Genomic DNA, 22,864 nt, shown 5'->3' on the forward strand with positions numbered 1-22,864 from the left:
GAATCTGCAACCTATCACTTCCAATCTCCGTTTGAGAAGATAAAGAGTGAGGGAGTGACAAGGATGCGTAAGTGGCTTGCTGGCTGGATATGGATTTCTGTTATTATACTACTCATAAGTGGATGTTCAGAAGATCAACAATCGAATAAGGAGCCGGCTCCAGCTGCAACAATTACTTCAACTCCAGATATCTTGCCTACTGCGAGCGCTGGAATAGAAGATCCTGAAGCTGAAAAAGTACTTTACTCCAGTGATCCTGAAGCGATTAAAGCTTTCCTATCTGCTCAGAAGATTCCTAACGGAGATATCTATCTACAGGATAATAAGGTTCATATCAATATAGTGGGTTTGAACTCGCAGATTGAGCAGCGGTTTGCTCAGACTTTCGCGGCAGGTACTTATGAACTCCATGATGTTAATTATTCGATGCAAGAGTTATTAGCTGCACAAGAGCTTTTGCATAAACAAGAACTCTACCAGAAGCTTAATCTATACGGTTCCGGTGTGGACACGATTGGTAATAAAGTAACGATTACAATTCCATCTGATGATGCTGAAACGGCCATACTTGAGATAGAAAAATGGATCGCTTCGGATATGTTGACCTACGACATTTCAGAGCTAGGCGAACCACATGTAATAGGTCAAATCGTAGATATCGATACCAAACAGGCGAAGCGGATTCTCATCCTTGAACCTGGCATGGAAGATCCCTCTTACTGGTTCTCATTCAATCAGAAGTCAACAATGTTTAATGAAGCTGGAGAATCGATTAGCTTTAAGGATTTGAAGGTTGGACAGCAGGTTGAGCTATGGAGTACCGGTATGGTGGATGAATCTTTTCCCGCGCTTGCAAGTGTGCGGAGGTTACAACTTACTACTACGGAATAATTCAATAGCCAGCACCGTTTGGGAGAGGCAAACGGTGCTATTTTTCGTGAATAGAGAGAATCGCCTATTTTCGAACCCCTGAAGGGGTAATCCCTTTGTACTGCTTGTACAGCTTGGTAAAATAATTGGGATTGTCGCAGCCGACTCTTCCTGCAATCTCAGTCACTGTAAAATTGGTCTCGAGAAGCAATCGCTCTGCTTCATTTATTCGGCAAAGATTAACATAATCGATGAAGGTTCGACCTGTTAGCTTCTTAAAGGTTTTGCAGAAATGATATGGATTTAGATTTACGGATCTTGCGGCGCTTTCTACGGTCATTTTGTCATCGAAATGATTCTCCATGTACTCTAGAAGTGGCTTAAAACGTTCGCGATTAAAGGAATGCCGCTCATTCGTTCTACCGGATACTTGTTCAGGTAGAAAGGTGCGAGAGAGCAGCACAAAGAGTAAATGCAGTTGATTCTTGATGACCAGTTGAAAAGCAGGTCCCTTCTGCAGTACTTCATCAACGATAGTATCCAGAAGAGAAAAATATGTGGAGCAGGTCGGAACAAGCTCTGCAGGTTTGACCGGCAGCTGATAACGATTCTCTAAATAAGGGATTACAAATTGCTCATGCTGAGGATCCTGCTTCCAATCCTTAAATAAAGAACTATGGAATACGACGAAGATAAAACGAACATGATCATCCCGCAGACTGTACCCAACATGCAAACCTCCAGAGGGAACAAACAATACCTCTCCGGCATGCAGTTCATAGGGCTTGCTGTCTATGTGAAAAATGGCGCTGCCTTCTTGCATAATGATGATTTCGAAATGCTCGTGCCAGTGTAAATACAGGATATTCTGACCAATCTTTGCGTTCTTGCATTCATTAAAAAATAAACGGAATGGATACGTTTTTTCTTCTAATTGAGGATATTCTTTAAGATCATTAGGATAACTCATAATTCACTCAACTCCCACAAGATACGACTATATAAACACAAGATAATAAGAGTTTTAAGCTCAGAAGCAGTATATACTCGGGTTATAGCACTTACTATAAACCAATATTGGAGTGGTCACAAGATGAAGGATACAATGCGAATTGGAACATTAGTAGGCGGCGGCGACGCTGTAAGAGTAATTCCACAAATTGTAGGACATGGATTTGAATCTTTTAGCTTAACCTTCTGGCAAACTACAGGGAAAACAGATCTCGTGGAAACTGGAAAGCGTGTGCAAGAGCTTGCAGCAGAACATGATTTCGTGATCTCATCTGTTGGGATCTTCGGCAATCCTTTGACGAATACTGGTGATAATTCCGATGCAATCGCGAGCTGGGAGCAACTGATTGATCATGCTCATTTGTTCGGAACGGATATGGTATCAGGTTTTACAGGAAGGTTACCAGGGGTATCCATTGATGAATCTATTCTGAAGTTCACCGAGGTGTTTGGAGAGTTGTCCAAAAGAGCAGCGGATCGCGGTTTGCGAATTGCCTTCGAGAACTGTTCCATGGGTGGAGACTGGGGATCAGGTGACTGGAATATTGCTCACAATCCATTAGCTTGGGAGAAGATGTTCAATGCTGTGCCTGCTGATAATATAGGACTCGAATGGGAGCCATGTCATCAGATGGTCCAATTAATTGATCCGATTCCGCAGCTTCGTAAATGGACAGATAAGATCTTCCATGTACATGGTAAGGATGCCACCATCGCTTGGGATATCGTAAAAGAGTATGGTATTCATGGCCCCAATCCTTATGTGTGGCACCGTACTCCGGGCTTTGGAGATACGAACTGGACTGATGTTATTTCTATTTTGCGTCAGGCAGGTTATAAAGGTACGATTGATATTGAAGGCTGGCATGATCCTGTGTATCGGGATGAGCTGGAAATGATGGGACAAGTACATGCTTTAAATTATTTGAAACAATGCAGGGGCGGTAGCTTTGTACCTAATCCGCTGTAACCGTAGAGGGGGAGAATGATGACAGCACAGTACCGTGTAGCGGTTGCAGGTTGCGGAGGAATGGCTAACGCCTGGATTGAATACGCTTTATCACGTTCAGATACTCAGATTGTTGCTCTTGTAGATATACGATTGGAGTCAGCACAAGCGATGGCGGCAAAGCATGAGATTTCTTGTCTGACGTTTACTGACATTAAAGAAGCAATTCAGGCGACTGAAGCTAATCTTGTGTTTGACGTTACAGTTCCAGGAAGCCATTACAGCATTTCTAGCACTGCATTAGAACTCGGATGTAATGTGTTTAGTGAGAAACCACTGGCCGAGACTATGGAAGAGTGCACTAAGATTGTTGAGATCTCTGAAAGAACCGGAAATGCCCATGCTGTGATGCAGAACCGCCGTTATGACCCTCGTATTCGTTCTTTGCGCAACTTAATTGAGTCTGATACCATTGGGAGAGTAGGTTACATCAGTTCTAGCTTTTTCCTCGGCGCTCATTTCGGGGGGTTCCGTGATGTCATGGAAAGCCCTCTACTGCTGGATATGGCGATCCATACCTTTGATCAGGCCCGATTTATTAGTGGAGCCAATCCGATTTCCGTTTACTGTCAGGAGTTTAATCCTCCCGGATCATGGTATAAGGGGAATGCGTCAGCAGTGTGTATCTTTGAGATGTCGGACGGATCTGTATTTACTTATCAGGGGTCTTGGTGTGCAGAAGGTGCCTCTACCTCTTGGGAAGCAGCTTGGCGTCTGAATGGGGAAAAAGGAACTGCGATTTGGGATGGTCATGGCATGCCATATGCAGAGGTAGTCGTAGCAGGAGATCAGAGTGATAAATTTATTCGTGATGTCGAGCGTATAAATGGAGAAGCTGTTGATATGGACAAAACCTTCCATCAAGGATGTTTGGAGGAAATGTTCCTGTCCCTAGCAGAAGAGCGTTCAGCAGAGACGAATTGTAGAGATAATCGGTATAGTATGACAATGGTATTTGGAGCGCTGGAAAGTGCTAAAACAGGTCAGAAAATTGATCTAGTGGAGTTCATGAGTACCTCAGAGTGACGAAAACATTTTGTTAATTTTATCCAAACTTTAATGTTCATGTTATGATAGATAAGAACATTATTCGGGGAGGATATTATGTACAAAGCCATTATTTTTGATCTAGATAATACATTAATAAATTATAGTACTTGTGAAATCGAAGCGATGAAAAGAACCTGTAACGATCATAATCTCTTCGTAGAAGATATTCAGGCGTGGTCTTTATTTTATGGAGAGTTTTCAGGCCATAATTTTCGCCATTGGATGAACTTTGTGGGTGGTGGTGAGGTGAAGACTATAGGAGAGGTATTGAGGTATTCTTTTAGAGACACCCTTAAACAGGAGGAGCTTTTTCATAGCAAACTGTCAGATACTTATTGGGATTATTTTTGTAATTCCTGTTATTTTGAAGAAGGAGCGGAACAGATCTTAACTTCATTTAAAGATAAGTATGCTCTGGGGATTATCACCAATGGGATCAGTGAGGCACAAAGAAAAAGACTGCAAGCCGGTAAGATCTATGAAATATTCAAATCTATAATGATCTCTGATGAGGTAGGCATCCGAAAACCTGATAAAAGGATTTTTGAAATGTCTTTAATAGATCTACAGCTAAGCAATCATGAAGTGCTGTTCGTTGGGGATTCTTTACAAGATGATTACCATGGTGCTGTGAATTCTGACATTGACTTCTGCTATTACAATCGCCAGAATATAGAGGTTCCTAAAGACCTCAAGCCTAACTATATGATTAGTTCTCTTCTGGAGCTTAAAGATGTAGTGGGGTTGTAGCAATGCCAGCAAGGAGAACAAGCAATGGAAATTAGAGCTTATCAAGAATCGGATATTAGTCAGCTTATCTCATTGTTCTATGAGACAGTTCATTTCGTAAACAAACAACATTATTCACAAGAACAGCTTGATGCTTGGGCACCTAAAGAGGAAAAGACCCTCAAACTTGATGCTTGGAGAACTTCTTTACGTCAAAATATTACTTATGTAGCCGAAATTAACGGGTACGTAGTTGGTTTTTCGGATATGACGTTGGAAGGACATTTGGATCGTCTTTATGTCCACAAAGATTTCCAAGGCCAAGGCGTAGCCTCTGCTCTCGTGAACAAGCTTGAAATGAAGGCGAGAGAGCTTGGTCTTCATGAAATGGATACCGAAGCAAGTATTACAGCTAGACCCTTTTTTGAACGACAGGGATACCAGCTTATTATGAAACAAAGTGTAGAACGAAAAGGAGTACTGTTAGTTAATTATCGGATGAGTAAAAAGCTAATTTAATACAAAAAGCAGATTGCTCTAAGGAGCAATCTGCTTTTTTTCAAAAGAAAGCTGTTTAGTCATAAATCAATTTCATTAAAGCCTCCGAGTCAAAACGATCTCCTTGCACTAACCATTGACCGTCCACATCAAACATAGTCAGTATTCCCTCCAAAGGGACACGTTTACTTTCTTTGTCATCCTTATCAAACAAAACAAGATCACAAGTATATTTTAACTCAACAATATTTTTCTTTTGTTCGGAAAGGGTGAACTTTAGATTATCTGGTTTTAAAGAAAGCTTTTGTTTATTAGCGATTTGAAAAGGGATAGTTGTGATTCGGCTTCCTATAGCTTTTTCGGTATAGTATTCAGTAAAGTACGGTTTCATTTCTTCATTTCGGGCTAGAATGGATTCCTCAGAAAATAAATCATCAGAAACCTTAATGGTATATTCAACATTTTTGTACTTCTCAGCGGCTTTAGTGGCATCATCCACTTCTGAACTACAGCCCATAATTAACGTTAGGGATAATAAAATCATACTCAAGATCAATGGTGATTTACGCATTCGAACACCTCCATGTAATTGATTCTGTATTATTATACTTATATTACCATACATTGGTTTCACAGCTTCAAGAAGAAAATGATTCAACTCCCTAAATATGGTATGGTGTAAATATTACTATCAATAACCTAAAGGGATGGGATACACTTGAATTTTTTTCCTATTACATACTCACTGTTGGCAATAGACGCATTATTATCATTATGAGATTCCAGAACCAGTACAGCTGCAGTATTTTCTTAGAGGCATGAACGATACATACATCTTAGAAACGGCATTGGAAAAATACATCTTTCGCGTTTATCGTGCGGATAGACGGAGTAGATCGGAGATTGATTTTGAATTAGAATTGTTGAACGATTTGCACGAAAAAGGTGTAAACGTCTCCATTCCTATTCCTCGAAAAGATGGGATCATATTTAATGAATTTTTGGTGCCTGAGGGTGTGAAGTATGGCGTTATGTTTAGTTTTGCTGTAGGAAATGAAAAGCCTATTCATGCGGTAGAGGACAGCTATTTATTTGGTCAGTCAGTTGCACAAATCCACACAGCTACGGACAACTTTAAGAGTGAACATGTAAGAGGTAAGCTTGATTTTGAACATTTAATTGAGAAACCGCTTCATACGATCAAACTGCATATGAACTATCGACAAGAGGATTATCAATTCCTGTATGACCTGGCCATACAATTAAAAGCGCAGATTGAAGTACATCTGGAAGCAGGGCTCGACTGGGGCATCTGCCATGGCGATTTGCATGGGAATACGAATGTGACTTTCACGGACGAAGGGAAATTAACTCATTATGATTTCGATATTTGTGGTTACGGATGGAGAGCCTATGATATCGCTGAGTTTAGATTGGCAAGAGAGATTCATAGCGGCCATGATAAAGATGAAGTAGAACGGTTATGGGCAGCTTTTTTAAATGGATATAAAAGTTTAAGAGATCTCAGTGACAATGATATTAGTGTTGTACCTATGTTCGTTGCGCTTAGACAGCTTTGGTTATTTGCTTTATGTTTCAGTGAAGGAGAGCTTATTGGTGCAGCTGACTTTGACAATGGATTTATCGACAGTAAAATGGATTATTTCAGAAATTTAGAGGTGATCAAATGAATGATGAATTGGGCAGTAAAGAAGCCATAAAAAGATGGGATAAATACGCAGAACTAATCTCAACTTCGTACGGCGAAAACGGGGATATCCATCGAGAAATTTTTTTGAATCCAGCTTTATTCAGTCTCATGGGTTCTGTTGAAAATAAGAAGGTGCTAGATGCAGGCTGTGGTGAAGGATATTTAAGCAGAATGTTAGCTAAGGCAGGTGCCTCAGTCACTGGCGTTGATTACTCGCAGAACATGATAACGATAGCCAAGAGTAAATCACCAGAGGAATTAAAGATAAACTTCCATCATGGCAATTGTGAAGATCTCAGCTTTCTCCAGAATGAGAGTTATGATCTCATTGTTTCTAACATGGTGATTCATGACTTATCTGATTATGAGATGGCGATTCATGAAATGTATCGGTTGTTAGTTGATGGTGGGACGTTTATATTCTCAATTCTACACCCTTGTTTTGTAACCCCTGGTAGCGGATGGGTGAAGTCGGATACTGGTGAGAAGCTTTATTGGAAAGTAGATAATTATTTTTACGAGGGCACTTATAATCAGAACTTCCCAATAGATCAAGAGGAAAAGTTTCTGATTTTTCATAGGACGTTATCCAGTTATGTAAATACGATTGTACGGACTGGCTTTCAAATTAATGAAATGATCGAGCCGAAGCCATCTGCTGAAATGCTTGAGAAGTATCCGTCTTTTGAGGAGGACTTTCGCTGCAGCGATTTTTTGGTTTTTAAACTGCGTAAGTAGGGGGGAGAAAGATGAACCATAATATTTTCAAAGAAGTTATAGACTCTGAAGAAGAGTTAAGGTCAATGTATGGGTATCCCAGTGAATTGGTTAACAACAAGAGTATAACCTTCATCGATCATCATTGCCGAGATTATATATCCAAATCACCGTTACTTTTTATAGCAACAAGTGATTCAGCTGGCAATTGTGATGTATCTCCGCGTGGGGATGCTGCAGGTTTTGTATATGTGTTAGACGACAAACATTTAATAATTCCTGAGCGACCTGGTAATCGACGGTTTGATTCTTTGCGCAACATCCTTTTAAATTCAAAAGTGGGTTTGATATTTATTATTCCCGGTCTTGAAGAAACCCTAAGAATAAATGGACATGCAAGGATTATCAAAGATCAAGAAATAATGGTTCATATGGAGGCTCAAGGTAAACTACCGAAATTGGGCATTGCCGTTGAAGTGGAAGAGTGTTATATGCATTGTGCTAAAGCTTTTAAAAGATCACATCTATGGGATGATACGTATTGGCCATTGAAAGCAGAGCTGCCTAAACCTTCGGTTATCATAGCAGAACATGCAAAAGAGCTTGGGATTTCTAAAGAGGATGTATCAAAGGGATTAAAGGATAGCTATGAGAATCGGTTATATTAGAAATGAAAGGATTAACTAAGATGAGCAAAGCTTTAAAACTCACTCCAGGGAATAAAGTAGGACTTATCGCTTGTTCTGATGGTGTTAGAGTGGAGAACCTGCCTAAAGTAGAAGAATTAATTAGAATTCTGAACTCGGTTGGTCTAGAGGTAGTAATGTCTAACACCTTGTTTAGAAGAGATGGTTATTTCAGTGGCAATCCTAAGGAAAGAGCAACGGAGTTGAATCGTCTATTTAATAATGATGAAATTCTTGTGATTTTTGATATTTCAGGTGGGGATTCTGCGAACCAGATCTTGGAATATCTTGACTACGATAATATTCGATTGCATCCGAAGCCTTTTTTCGGAATGAGTGACTTGTCCGTTATTTTGAACGCTTTACATACGCAAAGTAATTCAAAATCCTATTACTATCAGTTGATGAATCTCGTATCTTCTGATGGGGCGGAGCAGCAAGCTGCTTTCTATCGAACATTTTTCGAAGGACATAACGATCTTTACGATTTCGACTTTCATTGGGTCCGTGGGAACCAGATGAGTGGGATTGTAATTGGCGGCAATATTCGATGTTTTATGAAGCTGGCAGGAACAAGTTATTTTCCAGACCCTTCGAACAAGATTTTATTCTTAGAGAGTTTAAGTGGCAGAGCTAACAAAATCGTCTCCTTATTTGCTCAGCTTCAGCAAGCTAGAATTTTTGATAAGTGTGCTGGAGTGATTCTCGGGTCGTTTACTGAGCTTGAGAGCTATAATGAATTTTCAATCGTAGAAGCGTACTTGAAGGAAATCAGCGGGATTCCTATCGTGAAGACGGACGAGATCGGGCATGGTAGTGACAGTAAGTGTATTGTTGTGGGTGAGATTATAACTTTATAAGGAAACCTTTGATAATCCATTAGATGTAAAAATAGGGAGCGTTGTCGTGGAAACAAATATAATCGAAGAGAAAAAAGATTACAAACCTTTAGGAGTGTCAGGACTTGGGGGATGGCTAATCCTTGTTCAGATTGGTCTTTATGGGACGATTGTCATTCAGATCATGCAGTTTTTCCAGAATACTTCTATGATGTTTGACACTGAAGTCTGGACTGCTTTAACTTCAAACGAATCAGAGTTTTATCATCCTTTATGGGGAGCTACCGTTGTTTTTGAAATAGTATTTACTCTAGCTATATTGCTTTTCAGTGTATACATACTAATTAATTTCTATGGGAAGAAATCGATATTACCTCGATTATTAATTATTTTTTATGTGCTGGTACCCTTAGTCGGAATCATTGATTACGTACTTCTTATACAAATTCCTCTTATAAGAGAACTTGAAACTGGAAAGTCACTCCGGAATATTATTAGACCTGTGATGACGAGTGCAATTTGGATTGCGTATTTTATTAAATCAGAGCGTGTAAAAAATACCTTTATAAAGTGATTTAGCGATGGTTCATAAAGGAGAGTTATGATGTCTACACACGACTACCCATCTAAAGAAGTATTGAAAAATGCTATACATACTACCTATCTATCTCTCGATCTTGAATTTGAAGGCATTGAGAATGCTCAAAAAGACACTCGTATGGAAGGCGTCGATCGTACTCCTGCAGAAATTCTTGCCTATCAATTGGGATGGTTGAACCTTGTGATGAAATGGGATAAGGATGAAAAAGCAGGATTAACTGTCATTATGCCTTCACCGGAGTATAAATGGAATCAACTTGGCGGATTATATCAATCGTTTTATCATACATATGCTGCCTACTCATTAGACGAGTTAAGATCTTTATTTCAAGAGACAGAACATCAGTGGCAGAGCTGGGTTGATTCTTTAAGTGATGAAGAACTTTTTACGCAAGGCGTGCGGAAATGGACTGGAAACAATCCAAGATGGCCAATGGTCAAATGGATTCATATTAATTCCGTTGCACCGTTCAAGACTTTTCGTTCGAAGATTCGTAAATGGAAAAAGCTTAATGTAACTAAGGAAGTATAAATAAAGCCCCCATCTAAGAGAAATCTCTGAAGCAGGGGCTGTTTTGAGCTGTTCAAGATCAATATGGAGGATATAGGATTAGTGGAAGAGAATGTATAGCAGTGGATGAATAGATTAGTAAAGGACGGATTATTTTTGAAGAAAATATCTATTATTGTAAGTACATTTATATTATTGATTGCATTAAGCTCGATTATATTTGTCGTGGTAAACAACTCTTCCAAATCCATCAGGAGTCCTGAGAACATTGAACTAAAAGAGTTGTCGAACGGTAACAAAATAGAAGTGAACTTCTCGGAGAAAGCCACTGTATTCGTTTTTTTCACCTCATGGTGTCCCTATTGTAATGACGACGCTCCTAAGATTGTCTCATTGTATGAGAAATATAAAAATAGAGTGAACATATACGGAATCAATTTGCTTTATCAAGATGATCTTTCTGAAGTAAAACAATATGTGGAGGATCACAACATTAATTATCCCGTTCTCCTAGATGAAACAGGCGATCTCCATAAACATTTTGGTGAACAAGCTTTTCCTGCGTTGTTTTTTATGAACTCTGATGGCAAGGTTATGGATCAAATTATTGGCTCGACTGATTTTGACGCTATTGAGAGCTCGTTTAAGATTTTCATTAAAAACTATGATTAGTGTGAGATTTATGAAATCAAAGAAACCCATAATCATCACCGCATTTTTTACCTTTTTACTTCTGATGCTGATTGTAGTCTATATGATAAATCCTCAACCTGTTAATGCAATGATGGTAGAATTTTCTAGTATGGAGAAGCAAGGTAAGCATGTTTATGTAGAACCAGATATTTCAGAGGTCACAACAACGATACTTTTGAACGATTTCGAACAATCGAGGGAGAGAGTTTCTGGGTTCTTCGAAGATTTACAAGACAATCCAACCCTTCTTTTTGTTCAATCTCCACACGCTCTTGAGAAGTATGCTCAGAAGAATCGAACGGGCCAGACTTATTATACTTATTGGGGAAATTACATTGTTATTGGTCCAGACGGATTTAACGCGGATGTAATTGCCCATGAATTGATGCATAGTGAGTTAAGAAAGAGGTTGAAGAATAAGGATAAGGTTCCTGTGTGGTTTGATGAAGGTTTGGCTACCTTAGTTGACTATAGATATAACAGCGATAAGTTTATAAGTTTTGACAAGATAAATGAGCTAAGTAGTAGAGATGTCTTTTATGAACCCTCACATGTAAAAGAAAATTATGAGATCGCCCATTCAGAAATTAATAGATGGTTTGGAATCGTTGGAAAGTCAGGTTTAGTGGAGCTTATTGATGGATTAAATAATGGAAAAGAGTTCAAAACAATCTATAAATCAATCGAATCCCAAAGCTAGGAGGTTGAGATGAAGAAATTCATTATTGTAATTCTAGCCATAATTGCTTTATTGCCATTACATGGGGTCTCCGCGGATTGGGCCGGTTCGTTTGTTGTTTATTCAGGTGACATCTACGAAATATCAGACGATGAACTCATTCCGTCTGAAGAAATCGATAAGAAGATAGGGCATGTAACTAAATATTCCGATGAGGAAGGAACGTACAGGGGGAATTTCTCGAATATTTATCCTAAAGGTACGCCCTACTATTCAATTATCAATACCGATCCAAAAGATTACATTGCTATTAAGACCCAAGAGGGTATCTTTGTAAAAGCTTATAATAAAGGCCATTATCCCAATGATGAATTGGTTAAAAAAACGATTTGGATGTATTTATTATTGGGGACATCGGTTATCGTCTTATTAATAATTTGGATAATGAAGCGGAAGAAAGCAGTGTTGTAGCTAGAACGGCGTGGTGAAATGAGATAACTCTGTACTTGTTTTTTTGTTTGTGTAATTATTTTTGCTTTTCTTTGGATTTACGTAGAGAGAAAGGAATAAGCGATAACTATGAGTGCATGGAGAAGAATTGCCCAAGAATTGTTTTATGATCTCAGGTTTCATTTTAATCATAAAGATGATTCTATCTATTCTTTATTGGTATTTCTTCAAGATAGAATTATAGAAGCGCATAGAAATAATGATTTGTCAGAACAGGAGAAAATTTATAATTATGCGGAGTGGTGTTTTAACCAATATAAGCGAAGTCTTTATATGCATAATGCTATTTGTGTTGGCTTTTATGAACATTTAGTTGAAGATGAAAGTACCTTGCAGGCTATTCCATATAAAGTAAAACCATATATTTTTAAAGATATACAGGGATTATTCGAATGGATGTTAAACGAGGATAAAGATCGATATATTAAGCTAGTAGAAGAATACAATAGAGTGAACAATACTGATTTTGATAGCTGAAAAATTCAAGTTAGAAGGTGAATCAAGTGGATGAAGTATCAAATTTAATCGAAAAGTTATCCTGGGGCACACTCGAAGAGGAAAAGAAAGATGCAATTAATAAGCTACAATACATAAAGGATGAAGATTTGCATTTATTAGTACAACCTATATCAAAAGACTATTGGGATGGAGCGGCTGAAACAGTCATACGTTTAGGATATCCACGTGTGAAAAGCATATTGTCGGGTTTACTTGAATGGATACAAGATATAAATTGGCCAGGTGCGGGGGAAATAGCTGTTTTTTTACTTGAAATAGGGGATCCGATGATTCCATATGTAAAAGATGTACTAAATCAACACAGTGATGATGAAGAATGGGTGTACAGGATTTTTAATGATTTAATTGATCATTGGAATACGGTACAAATCCTACAGATACAAGCAGAATTAATTAAGATTTCACAGGAAAAAGCCAATGATCTTTCGGCATTAAGAATCTTATTAACTCACGGTATATACGCAAAAGATGTGGTCTGTGAAATAATCCAGCGCAAAAAAGATGTCCTTGTATTTGAACTCAAGGAACTTCATGATACTCATCCTGAAATTGATTGTGAAGCTCTTTATAAAGAATTCTTCAATCAGCAGCCTAATGTAATTAAACAGTTTCATGAGCACAATAAAGAACGTTTTTATATATGTAATTCGATATCAAAGCGCCAAGAAGTTTTAAGAGAAATAGAAATCTTTACAGCTGAGTTTCTCACTTCATGATGTTATCAAGCTTTACTGAAATAAATTTAAAGGAGACTTATCAGTGAACAACATCAAGGTGCTTCATTATGATGCTTTTTCGCCTTATCCGAACAAAGGGAATCCTGCGGGAGTAGTGTTAGAAGCTGATCATTTAAGCGAAAGTGAAATGCAATCAATAGCTCATAAGGTCGGATTTAACGAAACAGTTTTTGTAGTCCCATCAGATGTAGCTGATTTAAGGCTTAAGTATTTTACGCCAGGCCATGAGATCAATCTTTGTGGACATGCTACAATGGCATCTTTATTTGCTTTAAAAACAAAGGGTATTCTTGGAGAGGCTAGCTCGATAAAGATCGAAACAAACGTGGGTGTGCTACCCATCCAATTCAGTATGGACAACAATAATCACTTACTAATAAAAATGAAGCAAGATCAACCGAAGTTTATTGAATTTAACGGCGATAGAGCGAAGCTTGCACACGCCATAGGCTTAACCCTTGACGAGATAGAAGAGGATCTGCCTATTGTTTATGGCTGTACTGGCGCATGGACTCTATTAGTCCCGATTAAGAGAATAGATAGCTTTAATAAAATGAAACCGATAAACTCGTTGTTTCCGGAGATTTTAACGCAGCTTCCAAAAGCATCTGTACACCCATTTTCACTCCAAACGCTTGATCCGCACGCTTTAATGCATGCCAGACATTTCTCATCTCCTTATTCAGGAACCGTTGAAGATCCAATAACAGGTACAGCATCGGGAGTCATGGGGGCTTATTATTTAAAATATATTGATCCGCATTTGGACTTGATACAATTTGATGTGGAACAGGGATTGGAAATGGGTAGGGACGGCAAGGTGAATGTAGAAGTATATCGAAATGAATCCGGTGAAATGGATGTGTTTATTTCTGGAACTGCGGTATTTGTGGGGGAGGTAGATTTATGGAGATGATAAAATATACTCATCTTGGAGTGTATGGAGTCTTAGTGAAGAACGATAAAGTATTACTAATTAAGAAAGCAAGAGGCCCTCATACGGGGAAGTGGGACTTTCCAGGGGGTTCTGTTGAGTTTGGAGAGGAGCCGTATGAGGCCCTTAAGAGGGAGTTTTGGGAAGAGACCGGAATTACAAGTTTAAAAGGATTGCTACATGATTCCATTTCCTATACGTTAATTTATCCATACAGTGATACCCAGTTAGAAGAATTACACCATATAGGGATCATATATAATGTTTCATTGTTAGATGTGAACTTTGAGCTTAAGACCGATGGAGACGGACAAGACTCTGATGGGGCACAGTGGATAGAAATCAAACAACTAAACAACCTTGCTTTAACCCCTTTTGTGAAGAAAATAATGCTGGGTCATTATTAGAACTTTAATGATCTATGTAATGGAGGCAGCTTCATGATTGAAATTGATTGTTTGGGTGAAATCTGCCCAGTACCAGTAATGATCTTAAAAAAACATCAAAAAGCCATTCAGAAGGGTGAAAAGGTAATGCTAGTTACTGATCATAGCTGCGCGAAAGTTTCTATCACGGATTACTGTCGTGGTTCAAATCTAAAATGTTCCATTCAAGAAGTGATTAATGGAGTATGGGAAATTACGATTGAGGTTTAGGCTCAACACAAAGTATCTATTAAAGTCTTTTCAATATATCGAACTAATTGTTTCGTATCGTTGTCACAGCGCTGATTTTGTTTCTTTATCATGTAGACATCGTTATTGACCTGGAACTGATCAATAGGAATGATTTTGAGTTGTTTACTATACAACTCTTTTTTTATGGACATGTAAGGGAGAAAGGCGAGACCATGTCCTCTAATGGCAGCAAGCTTTACCGCCTCAAGAGAGTCTAGATTAAAGAGTATATTTAATTTAAGCTCGCCCACTGACACGGCATTCAGAGCCCTTTGCACACAATGAAGCTGTGAGGACCAGATTAAAGGATAATTGGGTAGCTCAGTCAATGTGATTTTATCAGGGCAAACGGTCGTATTGCTTGCCACCAACATAACTTGATCTGAGAATACCATATGTGAGCTTAATTCGGATTTTGGAGAGGGACCGGAAATAAACCCGATATCACCTTCTTCAAGAAGTAAACGTTCTTCTACTAAGGACGATGCCCCTTCATTTAAAGTGATATGGCAATTGGGAAAATGTTTTTTCACCTCATACAAGGTACAAGGGAGAGCATAATTACAGACCTCCGGAATCGCATAAATGGACAGCTCGTGTTGTGTTGGCTGTAAATGATTGATTTCTGTGATCATATCATCATACAATTTACAGATTTGCTCCACGTACTTCTCCGCAATAATCCCTGCTTCGGTTAGGCTAGCGCCTTTATTACTTCTCACAAAAAGTTCAGAACCCAGGGTATTCTCCCATGATTTCAACTGCTGACTAAGTGCGGATTGGGTGATATGAGATCTCTGAGCGGCTTTAGATATACTTTTTAATGAAGCAATATCTAAAAATAATTTAAGCGTTTCCATATTCATACTTATTCCTCCTGTTGTCCGCTGTTAGTGCACACTATAGCATACTTGATTACGCTCCATCTGTGCCATTAGTAACACTTATACAGCATAAAGAAAGCAGATAACCACAGATCAAATAAGTATGTTACTATTTTCACATAGTCAATTACATAAAAACGATGGAGGTGTTAGACTATGGGGCAAACCGTAAGTCCCGAAACGAGATCAACCCGAACCAGAGCTCCTAGAAAACCTAAAAAGAGTCAGTTGCCCATCGCGTTGCTGGTCACAGCTCTCATTATTGGGTTTGGTTTTTTCCTAGACCATTCCCACGATAAAATGGTTGTCTACCTGCTTTTCGGTATTTCGTTTGGCGTTATTTTGCAAAGATCACGTTTCTGCTTTACTGCATCACTTAGAGATCCCTGTATTACAGGCAGCACCTCAGTTACAAGAGCGGTTCTGATTGCTTTTTCCCTTGCAACCATCGGATTTACAGCGATTAAGTACCCAGCGTTTCTGGAAGGTAAACCGATTCCTGGGATGGATAATGTGGGTCAGATCAGCTTGGCTTTGATCATTGGTGCTGTATTATTCGGAATTGGCATGGTTATCGCGGGTGGATGCGCTTCGGGTACATTGATGCGTGTAGGTGAAGGATTCACGATGCAGATGCTTTCACTTGTGTTTTTTGTCATTGGTTCACTTTGGGGATCACATGATATGGGTTGGTGGAGAGCTAACGTTATAAAGGATGCACCAACTGTATTTTTGCCAGATGTATTCGGTTGGCTTGGTGCACTGGTTGTTCAGTTCCTGATTATTCTTCTGTTATACATTGCAGCTGTTAAATGGCAAGAGAAAAAGATGGGAAGCGCAGATTAGTTTTAGTTATCACGTGAATATTTTCACTATTGTTATTCCAAAAAAATATAAAGGTGGTTTTTAAAATGGCTGAATTTACACTTGATTGCATGGGAGAAGCTTGTCCGGTTCCGTTAATGAGAACAGAAAAGAAAATGACTGAACTCAATGTAGGTGATGTACTAGTAGTAGCTATTGATCATAGCTGCGCAATGAAGAACGTTCCAGAATGGGCGAGAAAACAGGGACATAATGTGGAAATCGAAGAGGTTGATGATGGAGAATGGGAAGTTGTTATTGAGAAGGTAAAATAAGATCGGTTACTAGGAAAGGACGGTGAAGGAAACGGTGAACGAATTCTGGTTGAAGATATCGTCTAACCGCTTTTACAAGCGCTTGCTCAAAGAACCGTTTACTTATGTAACTGGAGCTGTACTTCTCGCTGTGTTCGCTACAGCACATCTGGCTGTTTTCTCTAAAGGATGGGGAGTAACTAGCGCTTTTGCAGATTGGGGAGCTTGGTTGTATCGATTAGCAGGCGGAAATGTAGATCAATGGGCATATTTTAGTTCGGAAAAAGCACAAAAAACATTATCTTCCGGATTTTTGAATGATGGTGGTTCGATTCGAAATCTAGGGATAATATTAGGTGCTTTAGCAGCGACTTTGTTTGCTTCCGAATTCAAGCTGAAGAAAATTAAGTCCAAAAAGCAGGTTGTAGCAGCGGTACTTGGTGGGTTGCTCATGGGGTACGGAGCTAGACTGGCTAATGGATGTAATATTGGTGCATTGTTTACGGCTATAGCTTCCTTATCGCTTTCAGGATGGATATTTGGATTGTTCCTGCTGGTTGGCGCATTTATAGGCAGTAAATTATTAGCCAAATTCTTTATGTAAAAGTGAAATAGGCTGAGCTTGTAGCGCTGACGAGAGTCAGCCTATTTTATTTAGGCACAGACTCACAGGAGGGACAAAAGGAATGGAAAAGAAGACAGAACAGTATGATGTCGTCATTATCGGTGGCGGGGCTGCTGGTTTAACAGCGGGAATCTATTGTGGACGTGCAAAATTAAAGACTCTACTCTTGGAAAAATCACTGGTAGGTGGTCTTGCCACTTATACTAATGAAATAGAAAATTATCCTGGTTTTCCTGAAGGAACGACCGGTACAGACCTTATGGGATTATTTCATAAACAAGCTAAGAAATTTGGTGTGGATTTTAAAATGACAGATGTAAAATCTGTTTCGGTAGCGGAAGATATTAAGGTAGTGGAGACCTTTCGGGTTCGTTATGAGTGCAAGGTCATTATTATAGCCAGTGGGGGAAAACCAAGAATTACCGGGGCAGCAAATGAAGATATGTTCTTATATGATAAAGGAATTTCTTTCTGTGCAACCTGTGACGCTGCAGCAAATACGGGAAAGACGGTTATGGTTGTTGGCAGTGGTGATGCAGCTATTGAAGAAGGAATGTTTCTGACCAAGTTTGCAGATAAAGTAATCGTTTCTGTTATGCATGATCATGGCAAAATGGACTGTAATGAAATTGCTAAAACGCAAGCACTGGAAAACCCTAAGATGGAATTCATGTGGAATACGGTGGTAAGTTCTTTCGAAGGTGAAGAACGCTTAAATTCTGTCGTCCTGAAAAATTTAAAATCTAATGAACTGCAAAACGTAAAGGTTGATTCATGTTTCTTATTTATTGGATATACGCCGAACACAGAAATTTTATCAGGTGTAGTTGAGTTGAATCGAAATGGATATGTCCTAGTCAATGAAAAAATGGAAACAAATATACCTGGTGTGTTCGCAGCAGGCGATGTATGTGATAAGTTCCTTAAGCAAGTGGCTACAGCTGTCGGTGATGGTGCCATTGCAGGGTATGGTGCAGAGAAGTATATCTCTGAATGTGAGACCTATGAGCATCAAATTCTAAATCAAGGAAAACCATCCGTTGTTTATTTATGGAATGCAACTGATCCTTCTTGCCGGGAGCTATTACCACTCTTTGAGGCGTTTGAACAATCCCATACTGAGATCAGGGTCACAAAGGTAGATGTATATAAGTCACCCGGACTTGCTGCCAAGCTAGGAATAGATTCAGTTCCTTCTATTGTTTATCTAGATGATGGAAAGATCCAAAGAGTAATTACAGATAAGATAAGTGATAACATATTGAATGCTCTAACGAATTGATGGAAAAGCCCTATGCAGATATCTCTGCATAGGGCTTTTTTTAATTATGCTTTTATTAAATTGGACGAGCTATTTCAAGAAAGTGTCAAAGTATCAATAATAGTTGTTTTGTCATATACCTTTGAAAGCGCTTAGATATTAAGATTAATTCATAAGATAGCAAATCAACGGAGGGAGAGTAGAGGAGAACCAAGGCTGCAAAAAGAGAGAAAGCCATGAAAGATGCTTTATTTATAAGAATCTAGGTTTAGGAGGACTTACATATGGCGAACGCAAGCGTCGCACCAGACAAGACATCAAGACCGAATCTCGGCAAGCATCGGACCAGCGGGATAAGACGCTTTTTTAAGCAAATAGATCTACAGCTTATGGTATTGCCAGCACTTGTTTTAGTTTTTATTTTTGCCTATATCCCCATGTACGGTATTCTAATCGCTTTTCAAGATTACAAGTTAGGTAATAGCTTTATTAGCAGTGATTGGGTTGGATTAAAGCACTTTATTTACTTCTTTAATGCTCCTGAATTTGAAGTGGTTATGAAAAATACAATCATAATCAGCTTACTGAAGTTCTGTTTTGGATTTCCTGCACCGATTATTTTGGCGTTAATGCTTAACGAAGTTCGTAAGATGTTCTTTAAACGGGTTATTCAGACCGTTACATACTTGCCTCACTTCTTATCTTGGGTGGTTATCGGCTCGATGGTTACCTCGATGCTATCCGTAGATAATGGCAGTATAAATATGCTGCTTGAGAAATTGAGATTTATCGATGAACCGATTAACTTCCTGTCTATGACCGAATATTTCTGGGGCATTTTAGTTACAACCAATGTGTGGAAGGAAATTGGATTTGCCTCGATCGTTTACTTAGCGGCCATTGCTGGTATTGATCCGCACTTATACGAAGCTGCTTCGATGGATGGTGCGAGTCGCTTTAAACAGATATATTTAATTACGTTGCCTTCCATTATGCCAGTTGTGATCATCTTTATGATTCTGGCGATCGGTAATCTGGTGAATGCAGGATTTGAAGATATTTTGATCCTTGCTTCCAATCCGGCTCTACGAGAGGTATCAGATTCAGTTGATGTATATGTTGTACGTGTCGGTATAGATAACTTCAGGTACTCCTATGCGACTGCTATCGGATTGTTCAAGGCCGTTATCAGTGTGACATTACTTACCTTTGCAAATTTCATTGCCAGAAGAGCGGGAAACAGCTTGTGGTAATGAATTACTCAATATAGGGGGACTGAATTATGAAACGTACTAACATAGGAGACCGATTGTTTATTGGATTCATATATGTATTCTTGACCTTACTGGCATTCTCCGCGTTTTATCCATTTTGGAATTCACTTGTGATTTCTTTTAATGAGGGGATGGATACTTCCAAAGGCGGAATTACTTTCTGGGTCCGTGAGTTCACGCTTGAGAATTATAAGATCGTATTTGAAGATTCTCGTTTAATGGGTGGATTCGTCATTGCAACATTGCGGACGGTAATTGGTACAGTAACAGCGATATTGGCCACTTCGATATTTGCTTATGGGATGTCGAAGCGCGAACTAATGGGTCGCAAATACTACATGATTATGTGTATCATTACAATGTATTTCGGTGGGGGACTCATTCCGTCATACATGCTTATCAGAAGTTTAGGCCTCTTCAACTCATTTTGGGTGTTTATTATTCCTGCACTTGTCAGCGTATGGAATATGATCATATTCCGGACCTTCTTCCAAGGTCTTCCGCAAGGTTTAGAGGAGTCAGCAAAGATTGATGGCTGCGGATACTGGGGAACTTTTCTCCGAATCGTACTTCCCTTGTCAGGGCCAGTCATCGCAACATTATCATTGTTCACAGCAGTCAATCACTGGAATGAGTGGTTCGTAGCGAGTATTTACATTACGAAAGAGGAGTTAATGCCGATTCAGACCATCTTGAGACAGATATTGTTCTCTAATATTGCTTCAGAACAGCTGTCTAATGTAGATGCAAGTTCCATTGCTCATATTAACTCAGCCAAGAAAATAACGTCGAAGTCATTAACGATGGCTACGATCATGGTTGCAACCATTCCGATTGTATGTGTATACCCATTCCTACAAAGATTCTTCGTTAAAGGTGTCTTGGTCGGATCATTGAAAGAGTAGGATGATAGAATGAGATGGGGTTTAGAGCGTATTGCTTTGAACATAGATTACAAATTGAAAGGGGAAAATACATTGAAGACTAAGAGAAAGATGCTTCTCGGAACGTTGTCTACCTTGCTATTGTCGACTGTGGTGGCGGGTTGTAGTGGCAACAATTCAAGCGCTCCAGCTGCAACTGCTGAACCAGTGAAAGAAGGAGGAACAGCGGTTAACACAGCAACTGAAGCTCCAGCGGCTGATTTGTATGAGTTAGGGAAAGAACCGCTTGAAGTATCATTCTACGGAAACTACGGCTGGTATCAAATGCCGAAATGGGGCAAAGATGCTGCTTCTAAATGGATTTTAGATAATTTGAAAATCAATGTCACTGGAATTAGCTCTGGTGGTAATAATGCTCAGAAGCTGCAAACGATGATCGTTGGTAATGAGCTACCGGATATTGTATGGACTGAGAAAGGTGCTGACGTAGAGCGTCTTCGTCAAGCTGATATGCTAGTTCCTTTGGATGAATACATTGATAAATATCCAAACTTTAAAAAGTACTTAACAGCTGGACATTTGGAATTGCTTCGTTCTCCTGATGGTAAAATCTATCAGCTGCCGAATTATTATACAACACAGCCAAACGGTAATGCCGGTTATGCGATCAATAAGAAAATTTACAAAGAACTCGGTTCTCCTAAGCTAGAGACTACGGATGATTTGTATGCTTACTTAAATGCTGTTAAAGCGAAGTTCCCAGATGTTATTCCGTTTGAGACGGGCTTAGCGAAAGATGGTAACGGTATTGACCAGTTGTTCTCCTCTTTTAAAGAGAATAACCTTTCGTATACTAGAATATATGCTGTACCTGATGGCGACAAAATGGCTTCCATTTACAAAGATGAAGGGTTCCGTGAGTCCGTTGTCTTTGGTGCTAAATTAATGCGTGAGAAGCTTATGACACAGGATGCGAATACCCAAACAGAAGACCAAATTAGAGAGAAAGCGATGAACGGCAAGTTTGCTGTGATTGCGACATTCGATCCGATGAAGTTGCTCGCTACTGCTGATGAAGAGATGAAGAAGAAAAATCCGGAAGATGGTTATATGTTTATTAAACCAATCTACAAACCGGGCTTGGATCAAAGTAAAATCACACCGGGAACGTACAATCAGTTAGGATGGAACGTGGCTACAATCACTAAAAACGCTAAAAATCCAGAAGCTGTATTCGCAATGCTTGATTGGATGACAGGTGCAGAAGGTTCTATGGTTCTGAACTGGGGCCCTCCAGGACCAGACGCTTACTGGGATGGCTTTGAAGCAGATGGGCTTACTCCTAAATTTAATAAAGATAAATATCTAAATGAGCCAGAAGCATTGTCTGAAATCAGCGGTAAGGCTGGTGACTTGGTTTGGGTAGGAAACACGGTTTTCTTGGATAATACGAAGAAAATGATGTTGCAAACCCTTCCAGCTGATAAGATCGACTTTAGTAACCGTTGGCAGATGGAAGTAACGTGGGCTTCACAAGGCGACTTTACGGAGTTCCTAAACTGGGATCCGGCTCCAGACAGTGAAGAAGGTATTATCAGACAAAGCGTTAGAGATATCTGGCTAACTGCTAGAGCGAAATCAATGTATGCGAAGACCGATGCAGAAGCATTAGCCATTCTTGACAAAGCACATGATGATTCCATGAAGGTTGGTTATGAGAAATTCCTTGATTATGTTACAAAAGTATGGACAGAAAACAAGAAAGCTTTAGGAAAATAATAATTAGTAATACGAAGGTTTGCTACTAGGCAAGCCTTCGTTTTTACGTTGTATTCTGA

Annotated in this window: 29 protein-coding genes; 26 read left to right on the top strand and 3 right to left on the bottom strand. The window is 39.2% G+C overall.

Annotation, left to right across the window (positions count from 1 at the left end; translation table 11 throughout):
* The first annotated feature begins 63 nt into the window (after positions 1 to 63).
* Positions 64 to 891: a hypothetical protein gene (locus PAENI_RS04375; protein WP_149644359.1), complete on the top strand. Its 828-nt coding sequence runs from the start codon at positions 64 to 66 to the stop codon at positions 889 to 891.
* A gap of 64 nt (positions 892 to 955) precedes the next feature.
* Here the strand turns inward: PAENI_RS04375 and PAENI_RS04380 are convergent, their stop codons facing one another.
* Positions 956 to 1,840 carry a helix-turn-helix transcriptional regulator gene (locus tag PAENI_RS04380; protein WP_149644360.1) on the bottom strand — a complete coding sequence of 295 codons (885 nt, stop codon included), beginning with the start codon at positions 1,838 to 1,840 and terminating at the stop codon, positions 956 to 958.
* A 123-nt stretch (positions 1,841 to 1,963) separates the two neighbouring features.
* Here PAENI_RS04380 and PAENI_RS04385 point away from each other — a divergent pair, with 123 nt between their 5' ends.
* From PAENI_RS04385 to PAENI_RS04400, 4 genes are all read left to right on the top strand, one after another.
* The gene (locus PAENI_RS04385; RefSeq protein ID WP_149644361.1) at positions 1,964 to 2,851 is read left to right on the top strand and encodes a sugar phosphate isomerase/epimerase family protein; all 888 of its coding nucleotides are present in this window, start codon (positions 1,964 to 1,966) and stop codon (positions 2,849 to 2,851) included.
* A gap of 18 nt (positions 2,852 to 2,869) precedes the next feature.
* A complete protein-coding gene (locus PAENI_RS04390; RefSeq protein WP_149644588.1) occupies positions 2,870 to 3,916 on the top strand; it encodes a Gfo/Idh/MocA family protein in 1,047 nt (348 codons plus the stop codon).
* A 78-nt stretch (positions 3,917 to 3,994) separates the two neighbouring features.
* Positions 3,995 to 4,690 (top strand): HAD family hydrolase, encoded by a 696-nt coding sequence (locus tag PAENI_RS04395; RefSeq protein WP_149644362.1) that lies wholly within the window; start codon positions 3,995 to 3,997, stop codon positions 4,688 to 4,690.
* 24 nt (positions 4,691 to 4,714) lie between these two features.
* Positions 4,715 to 5,188 carry a GNAT family N-acetyltransferase gene (locus tag PAENI_RS04400; protein ID WP_149644363.1) on the top strand — a complete coding sequence of 158 codons (474 nt, stop codon included), beginning with the start codon at positions 4,715 to 4,717 and terminating at the stop codon, positions 5,186 to 5,188.
* Positions 5,189 to 5,243: 55 nt separating this feature from the next.
* Here the strand turns inward: PAENI_RS04400 and PAENI_RS04405 are convergent, their stop codons facing one another.
* Positions 5,244 to 5,738 (bottom strand): hypothetical protein, encoded by a 495-nt coding sequence (locus PAENI_RS04405; protein ID WP_149644364.1) that lies wholly within the window; start codon positions 5,736 to 5,738, stop codon positions 5,244 to 5,246.
* Between the two features lie 247 nt (positions 5,739 to 5,985).
* Between PAENI_RS04405 and PAENI_RS04410 the strand changes: the two genes are divergently transcribed.
* From PAENI_RS04410 to PAENI_RS04475, 14 genes are all read left to right on the top strand, one after another.
* Positions 5,986 to 6,858: a phosphotransferase gene (locus PAENI_RS04410; protein WP_262495492.1), complete on the top strand. Its 873-nt coding sequence runs from the start codon at positions 5,986 to 5,988 to the stop codon at positions 6,856 to 6,858.
* Positions 6,855 to 7,616 carry a class I SAM-dependent methyltransferase gene (locus PAENI_RS04415; RefSeq protein ID WP_149644365.1) on the top strand — a complete coding sequence of 254 codons (762 nt, stop codon included), beginning with the start codon at positions 6,855 to 6,857 and terminating at the stop codon, positions 7,614 to 7,616. Before PAENI_RS04410 ends, PAENI_RS04415 begins: the two co-directional genes overlap by 4 nt.
* A gap of 11 nt (positions 7,617 to 7,627) precedes the next feature.
* Positions 7,628 to 8,263 (top strand): pyridoxamine 5'-phosphate oxidase family protein, encoded by a 636-nt coding sequence (locus PAENI_RS04420; RefSeq protein ID WP_149644366.1) that lies wholly within the window; start codon positions 7,628 to 7,630, stop codon positions 8,261 to 8,263.
* Positions 8,264 to 8,283: 20 nt separating this feature from the next.
* The gene (locus PAENI_RS04425; RefSeq protein ID WP_149644367.1) at positions 8,284 to 9,141 is read left to right on the top strand and encodes a S66 family peptidase; all 858 of its coding nucleotides are present in this window, start codon (positions 8,284 to 8,286) and stop codon (positions 9,139 to 9,141) included.
* 46 nt (positions 9,142 to 9,187) lie between these two features.
* Positions 9,188 to 9,694, top strand: coding sequence for a DUF2569 domain-containing protein (locus tag PAENI_RS04430; protein ID WP_188114469.1), 507 nt, complete (start codon positions 9,188 to 9,190; stop codon positions 9,692 to 9,694).
* A gap of 30 nt (positions 9,695 to 9,724) precedes the next feature.
* Complete coding sequence (locus PAENI_RS04435; protein WP_149644369.1) at positions 9,725 to 10,252, top strand: ClbS/DfsB family four-helix bundle protein; 528 nt, start codon at positions 9,725 to 9,727, stop codon at positions 10,250 to 10,252.
* Between the two features lie 105 nt (positions 10,253 to 10,357).
* Positions 10,358 to 10,903 (top strand): TlpA family protein disulfide reductase, encoded by a 546-nt coding sequence (locus tag PAENI_RS04440; protein WP_149644370.1) that lies wholly within the window; start codon positions 10,358 to 10,360, stop codon positions 10,901 to 10,903.
* 10 nt (positions 10,904 to 10,913) lie between these two features.
* A complete protein-coding gene (locus tag PAENI_RS04445) occupies positions 10,914 to 11,624 on the top strand; it encodes a hypothetical protein (RefSeq protein WP_149644371.1) in 711 nt (236 codons plus the stop codon).
* Between the two features lie 9 nt (positions 11,625 to 11,633).
* A complete protein-coding gene (locus PAENI_RS31745) occupies positions 11,634 to 12,074 on the top strand; it encodes a hypothetical protein (protein WP_188114471.1) in 441 nt (146 codons plus the stop codon).
* 108 nt (positions 12,075 to 12,182) lie between these two features.
* Positions 12,183 to 12,590, top strand: coding sequence for a DUF7674 family protein (locus tag PAENI_RS04455; protein WP_149644372.1), 408 nt, complete (start codon positions 12,183 to 12,185; stop codon positions 12,588 to 12,590).
* Between the two features lie 26 nt (positions 12,591 to 12,616).
* The gene (locus PAENI_RS04460) at positions 12,617 to 13,348 is read left to right on the top strand and encodes a DUF5071 domain-containing protein (RefSeq protein ID WP_188114472.1); all 732 of its coding nucleotides are present in this window, start codon (positions 12,617 to 12,619) and stop codon (positions 13,346 to 13,348) included.
* Positions 13,349 to 13,391: 43 nt separating this feature from the next.
* Positions 13,392 to 14,285: a PhzF family phenazine biosynthesis isomerase gene (locus tag PAENI_RS04465; protein WP_149644374.1), complete on the top strand. Its 894-nt coding sequence runs from the start codon at positions 13,392 to 13,394 to the stop codon at positions 14,283 to 14,285.
* Positions 14,276 to 14,710 (top strand): NUDIX hydrolase, encoded by a 435-nt coding sequence (locus PAENI_RS04470; protein WP_262495493.1) that lies wholly within the window; start codon positions 14,276 to 14,278, stop codon positions 14,708 to 14,710. Before PAENI_RS04465 ends, PAENI_RS04470 begins: the two co-directional genes overlap by 10 nt.
* Positions 14,711 to 14,743: 33 nt before the next feature.
* Positions 14,744 to 14,959 carry a sulfurtransferase TusA family protein gene (locus tag PAENI_RS04475; protein ID WP_149644375.1) on the top strand — a complete coding sequence of 72 codons (216 nt, stop codon included), beginning with the start codon at positions 14,744 to 14,746 and terminating at the stop codon, positions 14,957 to 14,959.
* Positions 14,960 to 14,961: 2 nt separating this feature from the next.
* Here PAENI_RS04475 and PAENI_RS04480 read toward each other — a convergent pair whose 3' ends face one another.
* Positions 14,962 to 15,846: a LysR family transcriptional regulator gene (locus PAENI_RS04480; RefSeq protein ID WP_149644376.1), complete on the bottom strand. Its 885-nt coding sequence runs from the start codon at positions 15,844 to 15,846 to the stop codon at positions 14,962 to 14,964.
* 174 nt (positions 15,847 to 16,020) lie between these two features.
* On the opposite strand from PAENI_RS04480, the gene PAENI_RS04485 reads away from it, so the two are divergent.
* From PAENI_RS04485 to PAENI_RS04515, 7 genes are all read left to right on the top strand, one after another.
* Complete coding sequence (locus tag PAENI_RS04485) at positions 16,021 to 16,710, top strand: YeeE/YedE thiosulfate transporter family protein (protein ID WP_042187846.1); 690 nt, start codon at positions 16,021 to 16,023, stop codon at positions 16,708 to 16,710.
* Between the two features lie 65 nt (positions 16,711 to 16,775).
* Positions 16,776 to 17,003: a sulfurtransferase TusA family protein gene (locus PAENI_RS04490; protein WP_036678256.1), complete on the top strand. Its 228-nt coding sequence runs from the start codon at positions 16,776 to 16,778 to the stop codon at positions 17,001 to 17,003.
* Between the two features lie 22 nt (positions 17,004 to 17,025).
* Complete coding sequence (locus PAENI_RS04495; RefSeq protein ID WP_262495494.1) at positions 17,026 to 17,586, top strand: YeeE/YedE thiosulfate transporter family protein; 561 nt, start codon at positions 17,026 to 17,028, stop codon at positions 17,584 to 17,586.
* 82 nt (positions 17,587 to 17,668) lie between these two features.
* Positions 17,669 to 18,889 (top strand): FAD-dependent oxidoreductase, encoded by a 1,221-nt coding sequence (locus PAENI_RS04500; RefSeq protein ID WP_149644377.1) that lies wholly within the window; start codon positions 17,669 to 17,671, stop codon positions 18,887 to 18,889.
* A 263-nt stretch (positions 18,890 to 19,152) separates the two neighbouring features.
* A complete protein-coding gene (locus tag PAENI_RS04505; RefSeq protein WP_042127372.1) occupies positions 19,153 to 20,121 on the top strand; it encodes an ABC transporter permease in 969 nt (322 codons plus the stop codon).
* A 29-nt stretch (positions 20,122 to 20,150) separates the two neighbouring features.
* The gene (locus PAENI_RS04510) at positions 20,151 to 21,047 is read left to right on the top strand and encodes a carbohydrate ABC transporter permease (RefSeq protein WP_042127373.1); all 897 of its coding nucleotides are present in this window, start codon (positions 20,151 to 20,153) and stop codon (positions 21,045 to 21,047) included.
* Between the two features lie 72 nt (positions 21,048 to 21,119).
* Positions 21,120 to 22,805 (top strand): extracellular solute-binding protein, encoded by a 1,686-nt coding sequence (locus tag PAENI_RS04515; RefSeq protein ID WP_143759369.1) that lies wholly within the window; start codon positions 21,120 to 21,122, stop codon positions 22,803 to 22,805.
* Positions 22,806 to 22,864 lie beyond the last annotated feature (59 nt).

The sequence above is a fragment of the Paenibacillus sp. B2(2019) genome (genome assembly GCF_008370385.1).
GTDB lineage: Bacteria > Bacillota > Bacilli > Paenibacillales > Paenibacillaceae > Paenibacillus_AQ.